The 20,798-nt window shown below is 58.5% G+C and carries 12 protein-coding genes, 4 tRNA genes and 4 rRNA genes; 11 read left to right on the forward strand and 9 right to left on the reverse strand.

Annotation, left to right across the window (positions count from 1 at the left end):
• The first annotated feature begins 272 nt into the window (after nt 1-272).
• Nucleotides 273-1,778, forward strand: a complete 1,506-nt coding sequence (gene adh, locus NKT35_RS08160; RefSeq protein WP_254300518.1) for an aldehyde dehydrogenase — start codon at nt 273-275, stop codon at nt 1,776-1,778.
• 489 nt (nt 1,779-2,267) lie between these two features.
• On the opposite strand, the gene NKT35_RS08165 is transcribed toward adh, so the two are convergent.
• The 6 genes from NKT35_RS08165 to NKT35_RS08190 all read right to left on the reverse strand — a co-directional run bounded on the left by NKT35_RS08165 (nt 2,268) and on the right by NKT35_RS08190 (nt 8,212).
• The gene (locus NKT35_RS08165) at nt 2,268-3,683 is read right to left on the reverse strand and encodes a methyl-accepting chemotaxis protein (protein WP_254300519.1); all 1,416 of its coding nucleotides are present in this window, start codon (nt 3,681-3,683) and stop codon (nt 2,268-2,270) included.
• Nucleotides 3,680-4,234 (reverse strand): PAS domain-containing protein, encoded by a 555-nt coding sequence (locus NKT35_RS08170; protein ID WP_254300520.1) that lies wholly within the window; start codon nt 4,232-4,234, stop codon nt 3,680-3,682. The genes NKT35_RS08165 and NKT35_RS08170 overlap by 4 nt, the downstream gene beginning before the upstream one ends.
• A gap of 234 nt (nt 4,235-4,468) precedes the next feature.
• Nucleotides 4,469-6,322 (reverse strand): DUF3857 domain-containing transglutaminase family protein, encoded by a 1,854-nt coding sequence (locus NKT35_RS08175; protein WP_254300521.1) that lies wholly within the window; start codon nt 6,320-6,322, stop codon nt 4,469-4,471.
• A 126-nt stretch (nt 6,323-6,448) separates the two neighbouring features.
• The gene (locus NKT35_RS08180) at nt 6,449-6,856 is read right to left on the reverse strand and encodes an ExbD/TolR family protein (RefSeq protein ID WP_254300522.1); all 408 of its coding nucleotides are present in this window, start codon (nt 6,854-6,856) and stop codon (nt 6,449-6,451) included.
• Nucleotides 6,843-7,520 carry a MotA/TolQ/ExbB proton channel family protein gene (locus tag NKT35_RS08185; protein WP_254300523.1) on the reverse strand — a complete coding sequence of 226 codons (678 nt, stop codon included), beginning with the start codon at nt 7,518-7,520 and terminating at the stop codon, nt 6,843-6,845. The genes NKT35_RS08180 and NKT35_RS08185 overlap by 14 nt, the downstream gene beginning before the upstream one ends.
• On the reverse strand, nt 7,517-8,212 hold the full coding sequence (locus tag NKT35_RS08190) for an energy transducer TonB (RefSeq protein WP_254300524.1): 696 nt from the start codon (nt 8,210-8,212) through the stop codon (nt 7,517-7,519). The genes NKT35_RS08185 and NKT35_RS08190 overlap by 4 nt, the downstream gene beginning before the upstream one ends.
• A 137-nt stretch (nt 8,213-8,349) precedes the next feature.
• Between NKT35_RS08190 and hslV the strand changes: the two genes are divergently transcribed.
• Complete coding sequence (gene hslV / locus NKT35_RS08195; protein WP_254300525.1) at nt 8,350-8,901, forward strand: ATP-dependent protease subunit HslV; 552 nt, start codon at nt 8,350-8,352, stop codon at nt 8,899-8,901.
• Nucleotides 8,902-8,945: 44 nt separating this feature from the next.
• Nucleotides 8,946-10,289 carry an ATP-dependent protease ATPase subunit HslU gene (gene hslU, locus NKT35_RS08200; protein ID WP_254300526.1) on the forward strand — a complete coding sequence of 448 codons (1,344 nt, stop codon included), beginning with the start codon at nt 8,946-8,948 and terminating at the stop codon, nt 10,287-10,289.
• Nucleotides 10,290-10,444: 155 nt separating this feature from the next.
• Here hslU and NKT35_RS08205 read toward each other — a convergent pair whose 3' ends face one another.
• Together NKT35_RS08205 and NKT35_RS24025 are read right to left on the reverse strand one after the other, a co-directional pair.
• The gene (locus NKT35_RS08205) at nt 10,445-11,761 is read right to left on the reverse strand and encodes an MFS transporter (RefSeq protein WP_254300527.1); all 1,317 of its coding nucleotides are present in this window, start codon (nt 11,759-11,761) and stop codon (nt 10,445-10,447) included.
• 113 nt (nt 11,762-11,874) lie between these two features.
• A complete protein-coding gene (locus NKT35_RS24025) occupies nt 11,875-12,003 on the reverse strand; it encodes a hypothetical protein (protein ID WP_256493440.1) in 129 nt (42 codons plus the stop codon).
• Between the two features lie 267 nt (nt 12,004-12,270).
• Here NKT35_RS24025 and NKT35_RS08210 point away from each other — a divergent pair.
• The 5 genes from NKT35_RS08210 (at nt 12,271) to rrf (ending at nt 17,474) form a co-directional block, all read left to right on the forward strand.
• Nucleotides 12,271-13,806: ribosomal RNA gene (locus NKT35_RS08210) — 16S ribosomal RNA — on the forward strand.
• Between the two features lie 92 nt (nt 13,807-13,898).
• A tRNA-Ile gene (locus tag NKT35_RS08215) sits at nt 13,899-13,975 on the forward strand.
• Nucleotides 13,976-13,987: 12 nt separating this feature from the next.
• Nucleotides 13,988-14,063 (forward strand) — tRNA-Ala (locus NKT35_RS08220).
• Nucleotides 14,064-14,321: 258 nt separating this feature from the next.
• Nucleotides 14,322-17,213, forward strand: a 23S ribosomal RNA gene (locus NKT35_RS08225).
• Between the two features lie 146 nt (nt 17,214-17,359).
• Nucleotides 17,360-17,474 (forward strand): 5S ribosomal RNA (rrf, locus tag NKT35_RS08230).
• Nucleotides 17,475-17,625: 151 nt separating this feature from the next.
• Here the strand turns inward: rrf and kdsA are convergent.
• Nucleotides 17,626-18,471 carry a 3-deoxy-8-phosphooctulonate synthase gene (gene kdsA, locus NKT35_RS08235; protein WP_254300528.1) on the reverse strand — a complete coding sequence of 282 codons (846 nt, stop codon included), beginning with the start codon at nt 18,469-18,471 and terminating at the stop codon, nt 17,626-17,628.
• Between the two features lie 478 nt (nt 18,472-18,949).
• Here kdsA and NKT35_RS08240 point away from each other — a divergent pair.
• The 3 genes from NKT35_RS08240 (at nt 18,950) to NKT35_RS08250 (ending at nt 20,742) form a co-directional block, all read left to right on the forward strand.
• A 16S ribosomal RNA gene (locus NKT35_RS08240) occupies nt 18,950-20,485 on the forward strand.
• Together the 16S, 23S and 5S rRNA genes with 4 tRNA genes alongside form the textbook arrangement of a ribosomal RNA operon.
• Before the next feature lie 92 nt (nt 20,486-20,577).
• A tRNA-Ile gene (locus tag NKT35_RS08245) sits at nt 20,578-20,654 on the forward strand.
• A 12-nt stretch (nt 20,655-20,666) separates the two neighbouring features.
• Nucleotides 20,667-20,742: transfer RNA gene (locus NKT35_RS08250), tRNA-Ala, on the forward strand.
• Nucleotides 20,743-20,798 lie beyond the last annotated feature (56 nt).

Below are 20,798 nucleotides of genomic sequence, written 5' to 3' on the forward strand. Positions count from 1 at the left end.
GCTCCTGGCCTGTCTCGCCGTGCTGAGACAGGTGTCGCGGCGCGAGACAGTTTGATTGGCGTTTCGGTCGATTATCGCCGCATCTGCGCGCATGGCAATGCATTGATTTGAATGGACTATTGTTGCGGTGCGAAATGAGAGGCCGCAAAGCGTTGCGGTTTCAGGCGGTCTGCTATTTTGCAATGCAAAAATCATAATTCTGGCACGCTGCTTGCGCTGTTGCGAAATCCGCTGAACGGATAGCCACCATCCACCAGACGAGGAGACTGAAGATGGCAAGCCTGCAACCTGGATTTCAATTGAAGCCGCGTTACGCCAACTATATCGGCGGCCAGTGGGTGCCGCCGGTGAACGGCCGCTATTTCGAAAACGTCACCCCGATTACCGGCAAGACACTGTGCGAGATTCCCCGCTCGGATGAGCAGGACGTGGAGCTGGCGCTGGACGCCGCCCACGCCGCCCGTTTCAAATGGGGCCATACGCCGGTGACCGAGCGCGCCATCATCCTGAACAAGATCGCCGACCGGATGGAGGCCAATCTGGCCCTGCTGGCCGAGGTGGAAACCTGGGACAACGGCAAGCCTATCCGCGAAACCCGCGCCGCCGACATCCCGCTGGCCATCGACCATTTCCGTTATTTCGCGTCCTGCGTGCGCGCGCAGGAAGGCAGCCTGGGCGAGATCGATGCCAACACCGTGTCCTACCATTTCCACGAGCCGCTGGGCGTGGTCGGGCAGATTATTCCCTGGAACTTCCCCATTCTGATGGCGGCGTGGAAGCTGGCGCCGGCGCTGGCCGCCGGCAATTGCGTGGTGCTGAAGCCGGCCGAGCAGACGCCCTTGTCCATTCTGGTGCTGATGGAACTGGTGGGCGATCTGCTGCCGCCTGGCGTGCTCAATGTGGTGAACGGCTTCGGAGTGGAGGCCGGCAAGCCGCTGGCCAGCTCCAAGCGCATCGCCAAGATCGCCTTCACCGGCGAAACCGGCACCGGCCGGCTGATCATGCAGTACGCCAGCCAGAATTTGATCCCGGTGACGCTGGAGCTGGGCGGCAAATCGCCCAATATCTTCTTCGATGACGTGGCGGCGCAGGATGATGCCTTCTTCGACAAGGCCATCGAAGGCTTCGTGATGTTCGCGCTGAACCAGGGCGAGGTGTGCACCTGCCCCAGCCGCGCGCTGATCCACGAATCGATCTACGACCGTTTCATGGAAAAAGCGCTGCAGCGCGTCGCCGCCATCAAGCAGGGCAACCCGCTGGACCCGCAAACGATGATAGGCGCGCAGGCCTCGCAAGAGCAGATGGACAAGATCCAGAGCTATCTCGCCATCGGCCGCGACGAAGGCGCCAAGGTATTGGCCGGCGGCGCCCGCGCCCACCTGGACGGCGATCTGGCTGGCGGTTTCTACATCCAGCCCACGGTGTTCCACGGCCACAACAAGATGCGCATCTTTCAGGAAGAAATCTTCGGGCCGGTGGTGTCGGTGACCACCTTCAAGGACCGCGACGAGGCGCTGGCTATCGCCAACGACACCCTGTACGGCCTGGGCGCTGGCGTGTGGACGCGCAATATCAACAGCGCCTTCTTCATGGGCCGCCATATCGAGGCCGGCCGGGTGTGGACCAACTGTTACCACGCCTACCCGGCGCATGCGGCCTTCGGCGGCTACAAGCAATCGGGCATCGGCCGCGAAACCCACAAGATGATGCTGGAGCATTACCAGCAGACCAAGAACCTGCTGGTCAGCTACGGCGAGGACAAGCTGGGTTTCTTCTGATCGCTGACTGATCAGCCGCCAATCACACCGCCCTCTGGGGCGGTTTTTTTGCGTTTTGCGTATACGGTGGCTTTCTGCCTGAAAAGTGTCATGCTTTTTATACAAGCAAAACATTGGGCGATTTATCCATACCGGCTAGAGTATGAATTCTTTTGTAATTTAAAACATGAAATACATTATTTATTTACGTAAAATATTTCATTAATTATGCTTTTGGCAATTCAAGGGGCGTGTCGAGCGCGAGATGCGGCTGGGCATGGCGGAGAGCGGCCAATGACCGCGCCAAGCGCGGCTGCGGGGTTTGGATCTGAGTTATCGCCGGACGCGCATGGCGGGATGCGCGCTAGCGGCCGTCCGCAGCCAGGGTGCGGATGAGGAGAGGCGTTCGGAACAGGGTGGAGGAGCGCTGGCGTGGCGAGGGCTGTGAGGGGAAAGCGGAGAGGGGAAATGCCGCGCGGCAGCGGCCAAGCGCCACCGCGCGATCGTCGTTTAGGCGGAGAGCTGGTCCAGAGACCGCTGCAATTTCACGCTGATCTGCTCCAGCGACTGCATCTGGGCGACGATGCCCGCCTCATCCAGTTGGCCGCTGGCGCCGGCCGAGGCCAGTGCGGTTTCGACATGGCGCTGCAGCTGCGCCAGCGGCGCGCGCAGCGGCTGGCAGGCCGCGCCGAACAGCGTGGCGCCGTTTTCCTCGAGCCAGGCTTCCAGATCCGGCGCGGGCATGGGCGAGCCGCTTTCTTCAATCGCGTGATAGGCGCGTTGCTTGTAGATGACGTGGGCCAGCTTCTGCAGCGAAACCTGAGACTTGCGCTGCACATCGCTGACGCTTTGCAGCACGCGATCGGATTCGTCGGCCAGGCTGGAAAAGCGCTGGCGGAAGGATTCGACCGAGGATTGCACCTCGCCGGCCACGCCGCCGGCCGCGCTGGCTTGTTGCCGCATGTCTTCTATGCGCGAGGACAGAGACTCCAGCACGCCTTGCACCTGGTTGGCGGTGCTCTTGCTGCGTTCGGCCAGCTTGCGCACCTCGTCCGCCACCACGGCGAAGCCGCGGCCGGTTTCGCCGGCGCGGGCGGCCTCGATGGCGGCGTTCAGCGCCAATAGATTGGTCTGGTCGGCGATGGCCGAGATATCGGCCAGCGAGCTTTCAATCCCTTGCCATTCGCGGGCCAGCATCTGGCTGGCGGTATCCATGCTGGCGACGCTGCCGGCGATGGTGTCGAGGTGGCCGGACAGTTCGTCGGCGCTTTTCAGGCTGTCGCGCGCGCCGGCGGCGTTGTCGCGGGTGATGCTGGAGACGGCGTCCATCGATTGGCTGATGACGGACAGATCGCGCTGGCTGCCGGCCAGATCTTCGCGCAAGTGGGGATTGCTCAAGGAGGCCAGCTGCGACGACAGGCGGTTGCGGCGAATATAGCCTTCATTGTCGGCCATGGTCTGGATGGCGACGCTGACGTTTTCCAGCGAGCTGGACAGGATGCCGGGCAAGCCCTGGCTCAGCGGGCGGCGGTTGAAATTGCCGGCGCTGATCTCCTTGAAGCAGGTGTTGATTTCCTTGAAGTAGGTTTCCACCAGATCGAGAAAATCGTTCAACTGCCAGGCCACCTGGCCGACTTCGCCCATTTCGCGGGTTTGGGTGCTGCGATGGTGCAGTTCGCCGCAGCAGGCCAGGCCCAGCTGCCGGGTCAGCGTATTGAGCAATAGCAGGATCCGGCTGCCTTTGCTCCATACCCAGACGCTGAGCGCTATGGTGCCGGCCAGCAGCGCAGCATTGACGATGGCCTGTCCCAGCGGCGGCAGCAGATATTCGTCCGCAATGGAAAGCAGCACCAGCAGGTTGAAGCCAATCAGCGCGATGGCCAGGTGCGATCGCAGAAAGGGGGTGGGTTTGCGCGTGGAACTCATCCGGAGACTCCTTTGGCTTTCAGAACATCGGCGTTAAGCCCGAGGATGAAGTCCTGATAACTGCAGTTTTTTTCTTTGAGCACGTTCAGCAGCCAGTCGCGCGAAACGTCCGGCGCGCTGGCCTTGCCTTGCGCGGCTTCGATTTTGCGCATTTCGGCGTAAATGGGCTCGATGGCGGCGATGGCCTGCCGGCTGGGCGGACGTCTTACCGAGTAATAGCCTTTCAACTGGCCGCGCAAGTCGTAATCGGGGGTGACATTGGCCAGCACCCAGTAATAGTTGCCGTCCTTGGTGGCGTTTTTCACGATCGCGAAAAACTCATGGCCGGATTGCAGGGTTTGCCACATCAGCCGATAAGCGCCGCGCGGCATGTCGGGATGGCGGATCAGATTGTGCGGCTTGCCCAGCAGCTCATGCTCGGCGTAGCCGGCGATGCGCATGAACACGCGGTTGGCGTAGGTGATATGCCCGCTGGGGTCGGTCTTGGTCACGATCAGTTCGTGAGGCGCTAGCATCACTTCCCGCTCGCGGCCGGTGGTGGGGTGGTTCATGGTGGGCGCTTTTCGAAATGCTATTTATCGATATGACAAAGGTCATTGTCTGGCGGACGGCCGCCGCGGGCAAGTCGGAAGGTGACAGTGTCTCTGCGGCGCGGGGCCTGCGTCGTTTCTAACCATAGCGGAATGAGACGCAAAAAAAAGCGGGACCGCGTTTGCAGTCCCGCTTGAGCGGATCGCCGGCGCAGGCCGGAAAGGCGCTTCCGCCAGCGCGGGCGGACGGACGGTTTACAGCTTGAGGATCTGCCGCACGCTGTTGGCGCAGTCGCGGCCCTGGGCGATCAGTTTGCCGAAGGCGTCGCTGGCCAGATCGTCATGGCTCAGCCAGCGGGTTTTGCGCGTCAGCTGATATTGCAGATGGATGCCGTCGGCGGCGTTGCGCTGCTTGACGGCAAGGTCGAACCAGGGCGAATTGACCTGGCAGCTGGATGCCGGCTGCACGGCGCGGGCGCCTTTCAGCCAGATGCTGCGCTCGACGATTTCTGCATCGCCCAAATAGACGTCTCCCTGATTGCCGTTGCTGCGATAGCTGGCGAAGTGGTTCCAGAGATAGGCCAGATCCGGGTCGTAAAGATACATGCCGGAAATCTTCTCCACCGCGCGCGCGTCGTCGCTGCGGGTTTGCACGTTGTAGCCGTTTTGCAGCTGGTAGGCGGTGGCGGCGCGCTGCACCTGGCAATTGACCGGCTGGTTGCCGATGCCGTTGCACATCGAGGTATCGCTGCTGCTGTCGCCTTGGTAACGGTCGCGAACGGCCACTTGCACCAGTTGCTGGCCGGAAATCATGCTGTCGCTGGCGATGCTGGCGCTGCCGTCGCGGCGCAGCGTTTCCACCCTTTGCACCTGCACCACCGGGGCGGGGGCCTCGGCGGGAATGGTTTCCTGCCGGACGGCGCCGTCGGCGGAGTAGACATAGGTCGGCCGGTCCTGAATATCGGACGGGGTGTAGCCCGGCAGATAGAAAGGATTGGTCGGATCCAGCCACAGGGTTTTGCCGCCCAGCGTCCCGCGCACGATCATGTGGTTGACGGTGCCTATGCCCGGCAGCAGCGGCACCGGCGCGAAATCGCCGCGGAAAACCAGCGCCGGTTCGGCTGGCAGGCCGGCCGCGCGCAGCATGGCGGTCAGCAAGAAGGCCAGGTCTTTGCAATCGCCATAGCCGTGCTGTTCGATCTCGGCCAGCGTGAACGGAATGAAGCCGCGCTCGGCCAGCCGGGTATCGTTCAGATAGCGATAGCGGTTATTGATGTGTTGCAGGAAGGCGGCGATCTGTTCCGCCGGCGGTTTGCCCTTGGCGGCTTCCACCGCGGCGGCGGCGGCCGGCGGCAGCGGCGCGGCCAGGATTTCGCGGTAGCGTTGGCTATAGATGCCCAGGTGGTCGTTCAGCTTGTCGCTGGTGGAAATGCTGAGACGGGGCCAACTGCGCAGGTCGCTGTTGTTCCACTCATTGGTGTAGTTCTGGTAGTGCGGCTTTTTCAGGGCGACTTGCAGCTTTTTGCCGCCGTCGCTGGATTCGATGGCGAAATTGTCGGCCTGCTCGCCGCGCCACAGCAGCGGGCGGTTCGATTGCAGCTTCAGCGTCAGTTGGTCCAGCCGCACCGGGCCGATGTAGGCGTTGAAGGCGTAGAGCAATTCCTTGCTCAGCGGCGGGCTGACGATGTGGTGGCGGAAGCGGTAGCTCACCACGCTGCCGACCGACAGCTCGGGGAAGGTCAGCCAGGTTTGCTTGTCATGGCTGATCCCGGCGTAGGGATTCGGCGCCATGCGGGTTTCCACCTGCGACTTGTCCAGCTTCACCACTTTGCCGTCGGCCTGGCGGACTTCGCCGGATTCTATCGTCAGCGTGTCATTGACCGGGTAGGTCAGGTCGATGCGGGTCAGCTGGTCTTTGCCGGCCGGCTTGAGAATGGTGTACTGGTAGCTGACATCGCAGTCCAGGCTGTTGTCGGCGTTATGGACGCAGTCGGTGCGCTGGCTGAGGGCCAGCGGGGCTTCGCTGACCGGCTGCAAGGCCGCCAGCGCGGCCGGGCAGGCCAGGGCCAAGCCGCAAGCCAGCGACAGAGTATTGCGGTTAAAGCGCATGAAAGTCTTGCCTCCGTGACATCGAGGGGGTGTGTGTCAATGAATTTGGCATGATTGCCGGCGCATGGCAATCCTGAAAGAGAACGCGCCCGCTCATCGATGCGATGACGGGCGCGCGGGGAGGAGTCAGGGCGTGGTGACGAAGCCCAGTTTGGCGATGCCGTTTTGCTGGGCGGCGGCCAGCGCCTTGGCGACGATCTCGTAGCGCACGGCTTTGTCGGCGGACAGGTGCAGCTCGACATCCGGATTGGCGCTGGCCGCGGCCTGGAAGCGCTGCGCCAGCGCGGCCTCGGCCACCGGCTGGTCGTTCCAGAACAGTTTGCCGGACGCGTCTATCACCAGGCGGATCTGTTCCGGCTTGTCCTGATGCTGGGCCGCCTGGGCCTGGGGCAGATCCACCTTGACCGCATTGGTCAGCAGCGGCGTGGTGATGATGAACACCACCAGCAGCACCAACATCACATCCACCAGCGGGGTGGTGTTGGGTTCGGCCATCGGCGCGGATGGCCCCTGGTTGAAACTACCGAACGCCATGGCCGTCTCCGGATTGGGTCAATAGCTGCGCGTGCAGATCGTGGGCGAAGTAATCCAGTTCCTGCGACATCACGCGCTGGGCGCGGGTCAGCGCGTTGTAGGCCAGCACCGCGGGGATGGCGGCGGCCAGGCCGGCGGCGGTGGCCACCAGCGCCTCGCCTATCGGGCCGGCGACCGCGCCTATGCTCATCTGGCCGGCGTGGCCGATGTTCACTAGCGCGTGATAAATGCCCCATACGGTGCCGAACAGGCCGATGAAGGGCGCGGTGGAGCCGATGGAGGCCAGCACGGTCAGGCCGGCTTCCTGGCGGGCGTTTTCCTGCGCCAGCGCCTTGCGGATGGCGCGGGTCAGAAATTCATCCACGCCGCAGGCCTGGCCCAGCGCGCGGCCGGCCTGGCTTTGGTATTGCTTGAGCGCGGCGAGGCCGGCGCGGGTGAGGTTAGCGAATTGCGAGCGGCTGTGTTGCAGGCATTGCTCGGCCTGGCCCCAGTCCGGCGCGTTCCACAGGCGGCCTTCCAGCGCGCGGTTGGCGCGGCGCAGCTGCCAGGTTTGCGCGCCGCGCACCAGGATCAAATACCAAGTCAGGATGGACATCAGGATCAGGGACAGAAACACTGTGATCAGGATGGCGTCGCCGTGTTCGAAAACAGTCAGGAAGTTCATGTGCGTGCGGATTGAAGTGAGAATTCGATGGGAACGATAAAGGTGTAGTCAATGGGCTCGCCGCCGCGTTTGGCCGGGATGAAGCGCCAACGGCGCACCGTGGCCAGCGCCGAGCGGTCCAGCCGCGGGAAACCGCTGCTGTGGTGCAAGGACACATCGAGCGCCTGCCCCTGGGCGCTGACGCGCACCTTGAGCTGCACCGTGCCGGTTTCGCCTTCCTCCATCGATAAAGCGGGGTAGGGCGGCTTGGGGTTGCTCAGATAGCCGCCTTGCGACAGCGGCGGGGTGACTTCCGCCGAGCGGCCGGCGTTGTCGGATTGCGCCGGCGGGCCCGAATCGGCGCGGGAGGCGGCGGCCGGCGCGACGGCGTGGCTCGGGCTCGCCGCCGGGGTTGCGGGCGCTTGCGGGGTTGTGGCGGCTTGGGTCGGCGTGCTCGGCCGCGCCATCGGTTTCGCTGGCGCGGGGGCGGCTTTGGGCGGGCTCTTGGCCGGCTCGACGGTCTTGCGCGATGCGGGCGGCGCGGCAGGCTTGGCCGCGGCGGGGCGTTCCGCCGCCACCAGGCTGGCCAGCAGCGGTTGAGGCGGCGTCGCCGGCGCGTCTTTCTGCCGTGCCCCGCTCCAGCCCAGCGCCAGGACATGGGCGGCGCAGACCGCGACAAAGGCGCTGATTTGCAAAGAGGGGACGGATTTCATGCTTGTCATGTTAATACAAATAATTCTCATTTACTACAAAAGACCGTATCGCCAGCCTTGCAATTGTTCGAATCGGCAGCATATTTATTGCCAGGCTGGCTCCGCGCCGGCGTCCACTCACTAATGGAATACCGAATATGCAGCAGTTCGACGGAACCACCATCGTTTCCGTCCGTCGCGGCGAGCGCGTGGCGCTGGGCGGCGACGGGCAAGTAACCCTCGGCAACATCGTGATCAAGTCCACCGCGCGCAAGATACGCAAGCTGCACGGCGGCAAGGTTTTGGCGGGTTTCGCCGGCGGCACCGCCGACGCCTTCACACTGATCGAACGTTTTGAAGCCAAGCTGCAAAAGCATCAGGGCAACTTGCTGGTGTCGGCGGTGGAACTGGCCAAGGACTGGCGCACCGACCGCATGCTGCGCCGCCTGGAGGCGATGCTGATCGTGGCCGACAAGGATCATACGCTGATCATCACCGGCAACGGCGATGTGCTGGAGCCGGAGCAGGGCATCGCCGCCATCGGTTCCGGCGGCGCCTTCGCCCAATCGGCCGCGCGCGCGCTGTTCGAGAACACCGAGCTCGCGCCGGATGTGGTGGTGAAGAAATCGCTGGAGATCGCCGGCGACATCTGCATCTACACCAACCACAACCATCTGATCGAAACCCTGGGCCCGGACGACGCGGCCTGATCCCGAATGCAAGACCCGGCCGCGCTGGCCGGGCGGAGACCGTCATGACGCAAATGACCCCGCAGGAAATCGTCCACGAGCTGGACCAGCACATCATCGGCCAGCACAAGGCCAAACGCGCCGTCGCCATCGCGCTGCGCAACCGCTGGCGCCGCCAGCAGGTGGCCGAGCCGCTGCGCAGCGAAATCACCCCCAAGAACATTTTGATGATAGGCCCCACCGGCGTCGGTAAAACCGAGATCGCCCGCCGTCTAGCCAAGCTGTCCGGCGCGCCCTTCATCAAGGTGGAAGCCACCAAATTCACCGAAGTGGGCTATGTCGGCCGCGACGTGGACACTATCATCCGCGACCTGATGGACGTGGCGATCAAAGACACCCGCGAAGCGGCGATCAAGCGCAACCGCGCGCGCGCCGAGGATGCCGCCGAAGAGCGCATCCTCGATGTGCTGCTGCCCCAGCCGCGCAAGGCATCCGGCTTCTTCACCGATGAGCCGGCGGCAGAGGAGAAACAGGAGGACGGCGCCACTCGCCAGAAATTCCGCAAGATGCTGCGCGAGGGTAAGTTCGACGATAAGGAGATCGAACTGGAAATCGCCGCGCCGGTAGCGCAGATGAACGTGATGGCGCCGCCGGGCATGGAGGATTTCGCCAGCCAGCTGCAAGGCATGTTCCAGGGCATGGGCGCGGGCAAGAAGCAGACCGCCAAGATGAAGGTGGCGGACGCCTTCAAGCAACTGATAGACGAAGAGGCCGCCAAGCTGGTCAATGAGGAAGAGCTGAAGGCCGAGGCGCTGAAGAACGTCGAGCAGAACGGCATCGTCTTCCTCGACGAAATCGACAAGGTCACCAGCCGCGGCGAAGGCCACAGCGGCGCCGACGTGTCGCGCGCAGGCGTGCAGCGCGACCTGTTGCCGCTGGTGGAAGGCACCACGGTGTCCACCAAGTACGGCATGGTGAAGACCGACCACATCCTGTTCATCGCCTCCGGCGCTTTCCAGCTGTCCAAACCGTCGGACCTGATCCCGGAGCTGCAAGGCCGCTTGCCGATTCGCGTCGAGCTGTCTTCGCTGTCGGTGGATGATTTCAAGGCCATTCTGACCAGCACCAACGCTTGCCTGACGCGCCAATACCAGGCGTTGCTGGCCACCGAGGGCGTGGAGCTGGCGTTCGAGGAGTCCGGCATCCAGCGTCTGGCCGAGATTGCCTGGCAGGTCAACGAGAAAACCGAAAACATCGGCGCCCGCCGTCTGTACACGGTGATGGAAAAGCTGCTGGAAGAGGTGGCTTTCGACGCCAAGTCCGGTGAGTGCAAGATCGATGGCGCTTATGTGGACAGCAAGCTGGGCGAAGTGGCCGAGCGCGAGGACCTGGCGCGCTACGTGCTGTAATTTATTCGCAAACGCAGCAGACGCATCGCTTATGCCTGCCCGAGATTCCCCTCTCCCCTCACGGGAGAGGGGCCAGGGGAGAGGGGCGATTCCGTACCCCTGCATATATATAGAGAGAGAACGGCGACCATGGATGGAATGGCCGCCGTTTTGCTTTATATAGGTTGCTTCAACTTGCCATCCGCCGAGGCAATCGGCTCAAACGCTTCGGGGTGCTGTTTCAGATACCAGTCCTTGGCCTCATCATGATTCAAATTGAGGAAGCGATTGACGCCCGGCAGCAGCAGCATCGGTATCACGGACAGCAGATGAAATACCGCGAAGAACATATAAACCGCATCCAGCGACCAGCTGTGCAGCAAGATGCCCGCCAGCGCCGGCCCCAGCATCCCTCCCAATTTCGCCACCAGTATATTGATGGCTTGCACTCGGGCGCGGTAGGCCTCCGGCACCGCCAGCGTGCGGTGAGTCTGGCCGATCAGCATGGTGATGGACAACAACAGTCCTTCAATGGCGAACATCGCCAGCATCACCATGGGATGGTGGGTCCAGGCGATGACCAGGAATACAGCCGCCAACGTCCACAAGGCCAGCATGCGGGCGTTGGCGCGGCTACAGTGTTGCAGCAGCCTGTGCGTCAGCCACAAGCTGCCGATCAGCAGCCCGCCGCTCATCGCCGCCTCACAGGCGCCCAGCCAGAACGCGGGCAGGCCGAGCTGGTGTAGCTTGATCGGCAATAGCGTCAGCACCATAGGCATGTAGGCCGTCATCGTCACCAGGCCCCAGAATGCCCACTTGCGTTCCAAGGGGATGCGCCAGCGTATGCGCAGGCCGACACGGATCTGATCGAAAAAACCTTCCGCCTGGATATGCTCGCGGCTGCGCGCAGGAATATGAATGCGCAGGGCGCCGATCGCGGCGATGGCCAATAGCGCGGCATAGCTGCCTAGGGCCAGCCAGGCCGGTGTAAACGCCATCAAACCGCCGCCGATGACTGGACCAATCAGATTGCCCACCGCCTGCGAGCTTTTCTGCAGCGATAAAGCGTCTGACAGCCGGCCCGCCGGCACCAGCTCCGCGGCAATGCTCATCATGGAAGGAAAGACGATGGCCCAGGCGAACATCGACACAGACTCGCTGGCGATCACCCACTCCAGCCGATAGAAATTGAACCAGGCCATCGTCGCCAGCGTGAGGCCGGACAGCATGGCCAGCGCGATGCCGCAGGAGATGACGCGGTTTTTGGGAAAGCGGTCGCCCAGCGGCGCGGTCAGCGGCAGCGCCACCAGCATCACCAAGGCGGTCAGCGCGCTGAACCAGGCCATATCCTTGGCGCCCCCTTGGCTGACCACCCACCAACTGATGCTGACGTAACCTGCGCCCATGGCGAGGCCGCTCAAGACATCGCTCAGCATCAGCAGATGGAAACCGGCGGGCAAGCCGGACATACGCTGTCGAAGGGAAGTCTGCATGGGCGCTCCTCAAGGCTGAAGGGCGTTTCATCCTAGCACGAAATGACATTGTCAAAAAAGTGATGCGAAGCAAACTGATTCCTTCCGCTTTTCTTGAGAAATTGGCCATAAATTCAGCGTTTTTGAAAATTTCTCCAGGCTTTCCCTGTGCCGGATGGCTGCTTTTCCAAAGATAAAGCTGGTGGAAAGTTAAAATTTAATAAATTGATTTCAATTGAAATCAATAACTTAGCTGTTTTCATGTGGGAATCTCTGCATTTTCTAAAAAAACCTGTTGACCGAGGCAGGGGGCGCGGGTATAGTTCGTCTCCTCAGCTGACGCAGCGAACGAAACAGCGGAAACGAAACGGTTTCCGAGGTGACGAAAACTGCACCGGCACTGCTCTTTAACAGAACGAATAACCGATAGGTGTAAGTGCTTGGTGAAAGCCAAATACTTGCACTGCAAGAGACAAGAGATACTTGTTTATTTCTTTGAACTTGCGTGCCAGAAAATTTGCTATGAGATTGAACTGAAGAGTTTGATCCTGGCTCAGATTGAACGCTGGCGGCATGCTTTACACATGCAAGTCGAACGGTAACAGGGTGCTTGCACCGCTGACGAGTGGCGAACGGGTGAGTAATGCATCGGAATGTACCGTGTAATGGGGGATAGCTCGGCGAAAGCCGGATTAATACCGCATACGCCCTGAGGGGGAAAGCGGGGGATCGAAAGACCTCGCGTTATACGAGCAGCCGATGTCTGATTAGCTAGTTGGTGAGGTAAGAGCTCACCAAGGCGACGATCAGTAGCGGGTCTGAGAGGATGATCCGCCACACTGGGACTGAGACACGGCCCAGACTCCTACGGGAGGCAGCAGTGGGGAATTTTGGACAATGGGCGCAAGCCTGATCCAGCCATGCCGCGTGTCTGAAGAAGGCCTTCGGGTTGTAAAGGACTTTTGTCAGGGAGGAAATCCCGCTGGTTAATACCTGGCGGGGATGACAGTACCTGAAGAATAAGCACCGGCTAACTACGTGCCAGCAGCCGCGGTAATACGTAGGGTGCAAGCGTTAATCGGAATTACTGGGCGTAAAGCGTGCGCAGGCGGTTGTGCAAGTCTGATGTGAAAGCCCCGGGCTCAACCTGGGAACGGCATTGGAGACTGCACGACTAGAGTGCGTCAGAGGGGGGTAGAATTCCACGTGTAGCAGTGAAATGCGTAGAGATGTGGAGGAATACCGATGGCGAAGGCAGCCCCCTGGGATGACACTGACGCTCATGCACGAAAGCGTGGGGAGCAAACAGGATTAGATACCCTGGTAGTCCACGCCCTAAACGATGTCAACTAGCTGTTGGGGGTTTGAATCCTTGGTAGCGTAGCTAACGCGTGAAGTTGACCGCCTGGGGAGTACGGCCGCAAGGTTAAAACTCAAAGGAATTGACGGGGACCCGCACAAGCGGTGGATGATGTGGATTAATTCGATGCAACGCGAAAAACCTTACCTGCTCTTGACATGTAACGAACTTGGTAGAGATATCTTGGTGCCCGAAAGGGAGCGTTAACACAGGTGCTGCATGGCTGTCGTCAGCTCGTGTCGTGAGATGTTGGGTTAAGTCCCGCAACGAGCGCAACCCTTGTCATTAGTTGCCATCATTTAGTTGGGCACTCTAATGAGACTGCCGGTGACAAGCCGGAGGAAGGTGGGGATGACGTCAAGTCCTCATGGCCCTTATGAGCAGGGCTTCACACGTCATACAATGGTCGGTACAGAGGGTTGCCAAGCCGCGAGGTGGAGCTAATCTCAGAAAACCGATCGTAGTCCGGATCGCACTCTGCAACTCGAGTGCGTGAAGTCGGAATCGCTAGTAATCGCAGATCAGCATGCTGCGGTGAATACGTTCCCGGGTCTTGTACACACCGCCCGTCACACCATGGGAGTGAGTTTCACCAGAAGTGGGTAGGCTAACCGTAAGGAGGCCGCTTACCACGGTGGGATTCATGACTGGGGTGAAGTCGTAACAAGGTAGCCGTAGGGGAACCTGCGGCTGGATCACCTCCTTTCTAGAGAAGGCGATTGCCAAGTACTTACAGCCTATCGGTTATTTGTGTTAAGGGCATTGAGGTTGTGGAGTCCACGATCTCTAAAGTCAACTGGGTTTGTAGCTCAGCTGGTTAGAGCACTGTGTTGATAACGCAGGGGTCGTAGGTTCGAGTCCTACCAGACCCACCATTTGACCTGTTTGGGGGATTAGCTCAGTTGGGAGAGCACCTGCTTTGCAAGCAGGGGGTCGTCGGTTCGATCCCGTCATCCTCCACCACTCCAGTGCAAACATAATCACTCTTGAGAGAGTGTGATTTTGTTTGCGTTGAAAATACGCCCGATCTTTAACAAACTGAAGAAGCCGAATATATATAGACGGCGAGATGAAAACATGGAGTTAACTCTTCATGTCGACAGATCGTCATCTTGGGTATTTGATTGTATCTAAGGCTGCGTCGCCATATCAAAAGGGGCGGTGCAGTCGTCGCACAAACACTCTCTATTGTCGCAGTAATTTAGGTTACTGAAATGATAGGGTCAAGCGACTAAGTGCATCTGGTGGATGCCTTGGCGATCATAGGCGATGAAGGACGTGTAAGCCTGCGAAAAGCGCGGGGGAGCTGGCAATAGAGCTTTGATCCCGCGATGTCCGAATGGGGAAACCCACCGTTTAGGCGGTATCCCAGACTGAATACATAGGTCTGCGGAGGCGAACTCAGCGAACTGAAACATCTAAGTAGCTGAAGGAAAAGAAATCAACCGAGATTCCGTAAGTAGTGGCGAGCGAACGCGGAACAGCCTGTATGTGTTATGAGTTGCGTTAGTGGAAGGTTCATGGAAAGGACCGCCGTAGTGGGTGATAGCCCCGTACACGAAAACGCATCGCAAGAACTAGGCATACGACAAGTAGGGCGGGACACGAGAAATCCTGTCTGAAGATGGGGGGACCATCCTCCAAGGCTAAATACTCATGATCGACCGATAGTGAACCAGTACCGTGAGGGAAAGGCGAAAAGAACCCCGGGAGGGGAGTGAAATAGAACCTGAAACCGGATGCATACAAACAGTGGGAGCGGACTTGTTCCGTGACTGCGTACCTTTTGTATAATGGGTCAGCGACTTACATTCAGTGGCAAGCTTAACCGAATAGGGGAGGCGTAGGGAAACCGAGTCCGAATAGGGCGTCTTAGTCGCTGGGTGTAGACCCGAAACCGAGTGATCTATCCATGGCCAGGATGAAGGTGCGGTAACACGCACTGGAGGTCCGAACCCACTAGTGTTGCAAAACTAGGGGATGAGCTGTGGATAGGGGTGAAAGGCTAAACAAACTCGGAGATAGCTGGTTCTCCCCGAAAACTATTTAGGTAGTGCGTCAAGTATCACTTCCGGGGGTAAAGCACTGTTATGGCTAGGGGGTCATTGCGATTTACCAAACCATGGCAAACTCTGAATACCGGAAAGTGCGAGCTTGGCAGACAGACAGTGGGTGCTAACGTCCATTGTCAAGAGGGAAACAACCCAGACCGCCAGCTAAGGTCCCAAATGATCAGTTAAGTGGTAAACGAAGTGGGAAGGCCTAGACAGCCAGGATGTTGGCTTAGAAGCAGCCATCATTTAAAGAAAGCGTAATAGCTCACTGGTCGAGTCGTCCTGCGCGGAAGATGTAACGGGGCTCAAACTGATAACCGAAGCTGCGGATGGGCGCGTAAGCGTCCGTGGTAGGGGAGCGTTCTGTAGGTCTGTGAAGGTGTGTCGAGAGGCATGCTGGAGATATCAGAAGTGCGAATGCTGACATGAGTAGCGATAAAGCGGGTGAAAAGCCCGCTCGCCGAAAGCCCAAGGTTTCCTACGCAACGTTCATCGGCGTAGGGTGAGTCGGCCCCTAAGGCGAGGCTGAAAAGCGTAGTCGATGGGAAACGGGTTAAAATTCCCGTACTTTTGTGTAGTGCGATGTGGGGACGGAGAAGGTTAGGTCAGCAGACTGTTGGAATAGTCTGTTCAAGCCGGTAGGCGTGAGGGGTAGGCAAATCCGCCCTTCTTTAACGCCGAGAAGTGATAACGAGGGTCTACGGACCTGAAGTGACTGATACCACGCTTCCAGGAAAAGCCACTAAGCTTCAGCTACACAAGAACCGTACCGCAAACCGACACAGGTGGGCAGGATGAGAATTCTAAGGCGCTTGAGAGAACTCAGGAGAAGGAACTCGGCAAATTGATACCGTAACTTCGGGAGAAGGTATGCCTGTTGGGGTGTAGTGATTTACTCACGAAGCTTTGACAGGTCGCAGAGAATAGGTGGCTGCGACTGTTTAACAAAAACACAGCACTGTGCCAACACGAAAGTGGACGTATACGGTGTGACGCCTGCCCGGTGCCGGAAGGTTAAGTGATGGGGTGCAAGCTCTTGATCGAAGCCCCGGTAAACGGCGGCCGTAACTATAACGGTCCTAAGGTAGCGAAATTCCTTGTCGGGTAAGTTCCGACCCGCACGAATGGCGTAACGATGGCCACACTGTCTCCTCCTGAGACTCAGCGAAGTTGAAGTGTTTGTGAAGATGCAATCTCCCCGCTGCTAGACGGAAAGACCCCGTGAACCTTTACTGTAGCTTTGCATTGGACTTTGAACAGACTTGTGTAGGATAGGTGGGAGGCTTTGAAGCCAGGACGCTAGTTCTGGTGGAGCCGTCCTTGAAATACCACCCTGGTGTGTTTGAGGTTCTAACCTTGGTCCGTGATCCGGATTGGGGACAGTGCATGGTAGGCAGTTTGACTGGGGCGGTCTCCTCCCAAAGTGTAACGGAGGAGTTCGAAGGTTACCTAGGTACGGTCGGAAATCGTGCTGATAGTGCAATGGCAAAAGGTAGCTTAACTGCGAGACCGACAAGTCGAGCAGGTGCGAAAGCAGGACATAGTGATCCGGTGGTTCTGAATGGAAGGGCCATCGCTCAACGGATAAAAGGTACTCCGGGGATAACAGGCTGATACCGCCCAAGAGTTCACATCGACGGCGGTGTTTGGCACCTCGATGTCGGCTCATCACATCCTGGGGCTGTAGCCGGTCCCAAGGGTATGGCTGTTCGCCATTTAAAGTGGTACGTGAGCTGGGTTCAAAACGTCGTGAGACAGTTTGGTCCCTATCTGCAGTGGGCGTTGGAAGTTTGACGGGGGCTGCTCCTAGTACGAGAGGACCGGAGTGGACGCACCTCTGGTGTACCGGTTGTGACGCCAGTCGCATCGCCGGGTAGCTAAGTGCGGAAGAGATAACCGCTGAAAGCATCTAAGCGGGAAACTTGCCTGAAGATGAGACTTCCCTGGAGGCTTGACCTCCCTGAAGAGTCGTTCGAGACCAGGACGTTGATAGGTCGGGTGTGGAAGCGCTGTGAGGCGTGAAGCTAACCGATACTAATTGCTCGTGAGGCTTGATCCTATCATTTGAGTGGCTTAGCGTACGGATCTTGGATTCGTATGATACTGAGCGACGAGATAGAGTGTGTGCGACACAATTAAATACCGAATATTCAGAATCAGAGAGCTTCTCTGGTTCAGGCTTCTTTAAGTTTGTACAAGTTTATGTCTGGTGGCCTTAGCGAGATGGTCCCACGCCTTCCCATCCCGAACAGGACCGTGAAACATCTTAGCGCCGATGATAGTGTGGCCTTGGCCATGTGAAAGTAGGACACCGCCAGACGCCCCATACCACAAGCCCAGCTCTTCGAGCTGGGCTTTGTGCATTGGCGCGCCGGAAACGCGATGCCTGCCACGGCACGACATTCTCGACACGCTCCCAACAAAAAGCCCCGCTGATCCCAGCGGGGCTTTGGCGTTTCTGGTGTTTGAAATCAGATGTTCAGCGGCGCGAACGACTTGACCAGATCGTCGATGGCTTTGATCTGCGCCAGGAAAGGCTCCAGCTGATCCAGTGGCAGCGCGCTCGGGCCGTCGCATTTTGCGTGGTCCGGGTCCGGGTGGGATTCCAGGAACAGGCCGGCCAAACCAACAGCCATGCCGGAGCGAGCCAGATCGGCCACTTGCGAGCGGCGCCCGCCGGAGGCTGCTGCGCCGGATTCGCGTTGTTGCAACGCGTGAGTGACGTCAAAGATGATGGGCGCGTCATTGGATGCTTTTTTCATCACGCCAAAGCCCAGCATGTCGACTACCAGATTATCGTAGCCGAAGCAGGTGCCGCGGTCGCACAGGATCAGCTGCGAATTGCCGGCTTCCTGGAATTTCTCCACGATATTGCCGATTTGAGACGGGCTGAGGAATTGCGGCTTCTTGATGTTGATGACTTTGCCGGTCTTGGCCAGAGCGACAACCAGGTCTGTCTGTCGAGCCAGGAAGGCGGGCAGTTGCAGCACATCGACCACTTCCGCAACCAGCGGCGCCTGCCAGGGTTCATGGACGTCGGTAATCACCGGTACGCCGAAAGTGGATTTGATCTCCTGGAAAATCTTCATGCCTTCTTCCAGTCCGGGGCCGCGATAGGAGTGGATGGAAGAGCGGTTGGCTTTGTCGAAGCTGCCTTTGAATACGTAAGGGATGCCCAGCTTTTGGGTAACCTTTACATAATGCTCTGCCGCCTTTAGCGCCAAGTCGCGGGATTCGAGTACATTGATGCCGCCGAACAGAACGAAGGGCGCGCTGTTGTCGACGCGGATATTGGGGGTCAGGGTAACGCTGGACATGATGCCTCTCTTGTCTTGCCTCGCTTGCCTTGGGCGGCAGGAGCGCAAAGTGTGTTGCCGGGCCGGTTTGGCGCATTTTTTCGCATCAAACCGAATAGATGGTAGAGATGTTAGCACGCCGGGCTGAGATGTTTCAGGCTTCTGGACAAGGCTTTTTTAAAAACCCTTTATTCATATTCTTTGTGAAATCATCAAGTTGCTGGTGATTTTGTAAGAATATCAGTCTTTTCTCAAAAAACCTGTTGACCGAGGCAGGGGGCGCGGGTATAGTTCGTCTCCTCAGCTGACGCAGCGAACGAAGCAGCGGAAACGGAACGGTTTCCGGTGTGACGAAAACAGCGTCCGGCACTGCTCTTTAACAGAACGAATAACCGATAGGTGTAAGTACTTGGTGAAAGCCAAATACTTGCACTGCAAGAGACAAGAGATACTTGTTTATTTCTTTGAACTTGCGTGCCAGAAAATTTGCTATGAGATTGAACTGAAGAGTTTGATCCTGGCTCAGATTGAACGCTGGCGGCATGCTTTACACATGCAAGTCGAACGGTAACAGGGTGCTTGCACCGCTGACGAGTGGCGAACGGGTGAGTAATGCATCGGAATGTACCGTGTAATGGGGGATAGCTCGGCGAAAGCCGGATTAATACCGCATACGCCCTGAGGGGGAAAGCGGGGGATCGAAAGACCTCGCGTTATACGAGCAGCCGATGTCTGATTAGCTAGTTGGTGAGGTAAGAGCTCACCAAGGCGACGATCAGTAGCGGGTCTGAGAGGATGATCCGCCACACTGGGACTGAGACACGGCCCAGACTCCTACGGGAGGCAGCAGTGGGGAATTTTGGACAATGGGCGCAAGCCTGATCCAGCCATGCCGCGTGTCTGAAGAAGGCCTTCGGGTTGTAAAGGACTTTTGTCAGGGAGGAAATCCCGCTGGTTAATACCTGGCGGGGATGACAGTACCTGAAGAATAAGCACCGGCTAACTACGTGCCAGCAGCCGCGGTAATACGTAGGGTGCAAGCGTTAATCGGAATTACTGGGCGTAAAGCGTGCGCAGGCGGTTGTGCAAGTCTGATGTGAAAGCCCCGGGCTCAACCTGGGAACGGCATTGGAGACTGCACGACTAGAGTGCGTCAGAGGGGGGTAGAATTCCACGTGTAGCAGTGAAATGCGTAGAGATGTGGAGGAATACCGATGGCGAAGGCAGCCCCCTGGGATGACACTGACGCTCATGCACGAAAGCGTGGGGAGCAAACAGGATTAGATACCCTGGTAGTCCACGCCCTAAACGATGTCAACTAGCTGTTGGGGGTTTGAATCCTTGGTAGCGTAGCTAACGCGTGAAGTTGACCGCCTGGGGAGTACGGCCGCAAGGTTAAAACTCAAAGGAATTGACGGGGACCCGCACAAGCGGTGGATGATGTGGATTAATTCGATGCAACGCGAAAAACCTTACCTGCTCTTGACATGTAACGAACTTGGTAGAGATATCTTGGTGCCCGAAAGGGAGCGTTAACACAGGTGCTGCATGGCTGTCGTCAGCTCGTGTCGTGAGATGTTGGGTTAAGTCCCGCAACGAGCGCAACCCTTGTCATTAGTTGCCATCATTTAGTTGGGCACTCTAATGAGACTGCCGGTGACAAGCCGGAGGAAGGTGGGGATGACGTCAAGTCCTCATGGCCCTTATGAGCAGGGCTTCACACGTCATACAATGGTCGGTACAGAGGGTTGCCAAGCCGCGAGGTGGAGCTAATCTCAGAAAACCGATCGTAGTCCGGATCGCACTCTGCAACTCGAGTGCGTGAAGTCGGAATCGCTAGTAATCGCAGATCAGCATGCTGCGGTGAATACGTTCCCGGGTCTTGTACACACCGCCCGTCACACCATGGGAGTGAGTTTCACCAGAAGTGGGTAGGCTAACCGTAAGGAGGCCGCTTACCACGGTGGGATTCATGACTGGGGTGAAGTCGTAACAAGGTAGCCGTAGGGGAACCTGCGGCTGGATCACCTCCTTTCTAGAGAAGGCGATTGCCAAGTACTTACAGCCTATCGGTTATTTGTGTTAAGGGCATTGAGGTTGTGGAGTCCACGATCTCTAAAGTCAACTGGGTTTGTAGCTCAGCTGGTTAGAGCACTGTGTTGATAACGCAGGGGTCGTAGGTTCGAGTCCTACCAGACCCACCATTTGACCTGTTTGGGGGATTAGCTCAGTTGGGAGAGCACCTGCTTTGCAAGCAGGGGGTCGTCGGTTCGATCCCGTCATCCTCCACCACTCCAGTGCAAACATAATCACTCTTGAGAGAGTGTGATTTTGTTTGCGTTGAAAAT

It is taken from the genome of Chromobacterium sp. IIBBL 290-4 (assembly GCF_024207115.1).
Lineage (GTDB): Bacteria > Pseudomonadota > Gammaproteobacteria > Burkholderiales > Chromobacteriaceae > Chromobacterium.

Bases quoted from the DNA above. Each gene is read 5' to 3' on its own strand.
- NKT35_RS24025 (WP_256493440.1), bottom strand. From the start codon at position 12,003: ATGAAAACAGCTAAGTTATTGATTTCAATTGAAATCAATTTATTAAAT.
- NKT35_RS08180 (WP_254300522.1), bottom strand. From the start codon at position 6,856: ATGGCGTTCGGTAGTTTCAACCAGGGGCCATCCGCGCCGATGGCCGAA.
- NKT35_RS08170 (WP_254300520.1), bottom strand. From the start codon at position 4,234: ATGAACCACCCCACCACCGGCCGCGAGCGGGAAGTGATGCTAGCGCCT.
- NKT35_RS08190 (WP_254300524.1), bottom strand. From the start codon at position 8,212: ATGAAATCCGTCCCCTCTTTGCAAATCAGCGCCTTTGTCGCGGTCTGC.
- NKT35_RS08185 (WP_254300523.1), bottom strand. From the start codon at position 7,520: ATGAACTTCCTGACTGTTTTCGAACACGGCGACGCCATCCTGATCACA.
- NKT35_RS08165 (WP_254300519.1), bottom strand. From the start codon at position 3,683: ATGAGTTCCACGCGCAAACCCACCCCCTTTCTGCGATCGCACCTGGCC.
- adh (WP_254300518.1), top strand. From the start codon at position 273: ATGGCAAGCCTGCAACCTGGATTTCAATTGAAGCCGCGTTACGCCAAC.
- NKT35_RS08175 (WP_254300521.1), bottom strand. From the start codon at position 6,322: ATGCGCTTTAACCGCAATACTCTGTCGCTGGCTTGCGGCTTGGCCCTG.
- hslV (WP_254300525.1), top strand. From the start codon at position 8,350: ATGCAGCAGTTCGACGGAACCACCATCGTTTCCGTCCGTCGCGGCGAG.
- NKT35_RS08205 (WP_254300527.1), bottom strand. From the start codon at position 11,761: ATGCAGACTTCCCTTCGACAGCGTATGTCCGGCTTGCCCGCCGGTTTC.
- kdsA (WP_254300528.1), bottom strand. From the start codon at position 18,471: ATGTCCAGCGTTACCCTGACCCCCAATATCCGCGTCGACAACAGCGCG.
- hslU (WP_254300526.1), top strand. From the start codon at position 8,946: ATGACGCAAATGACCCCGCAGGAAATCGTCCACGAGCTGGACCAGCAC.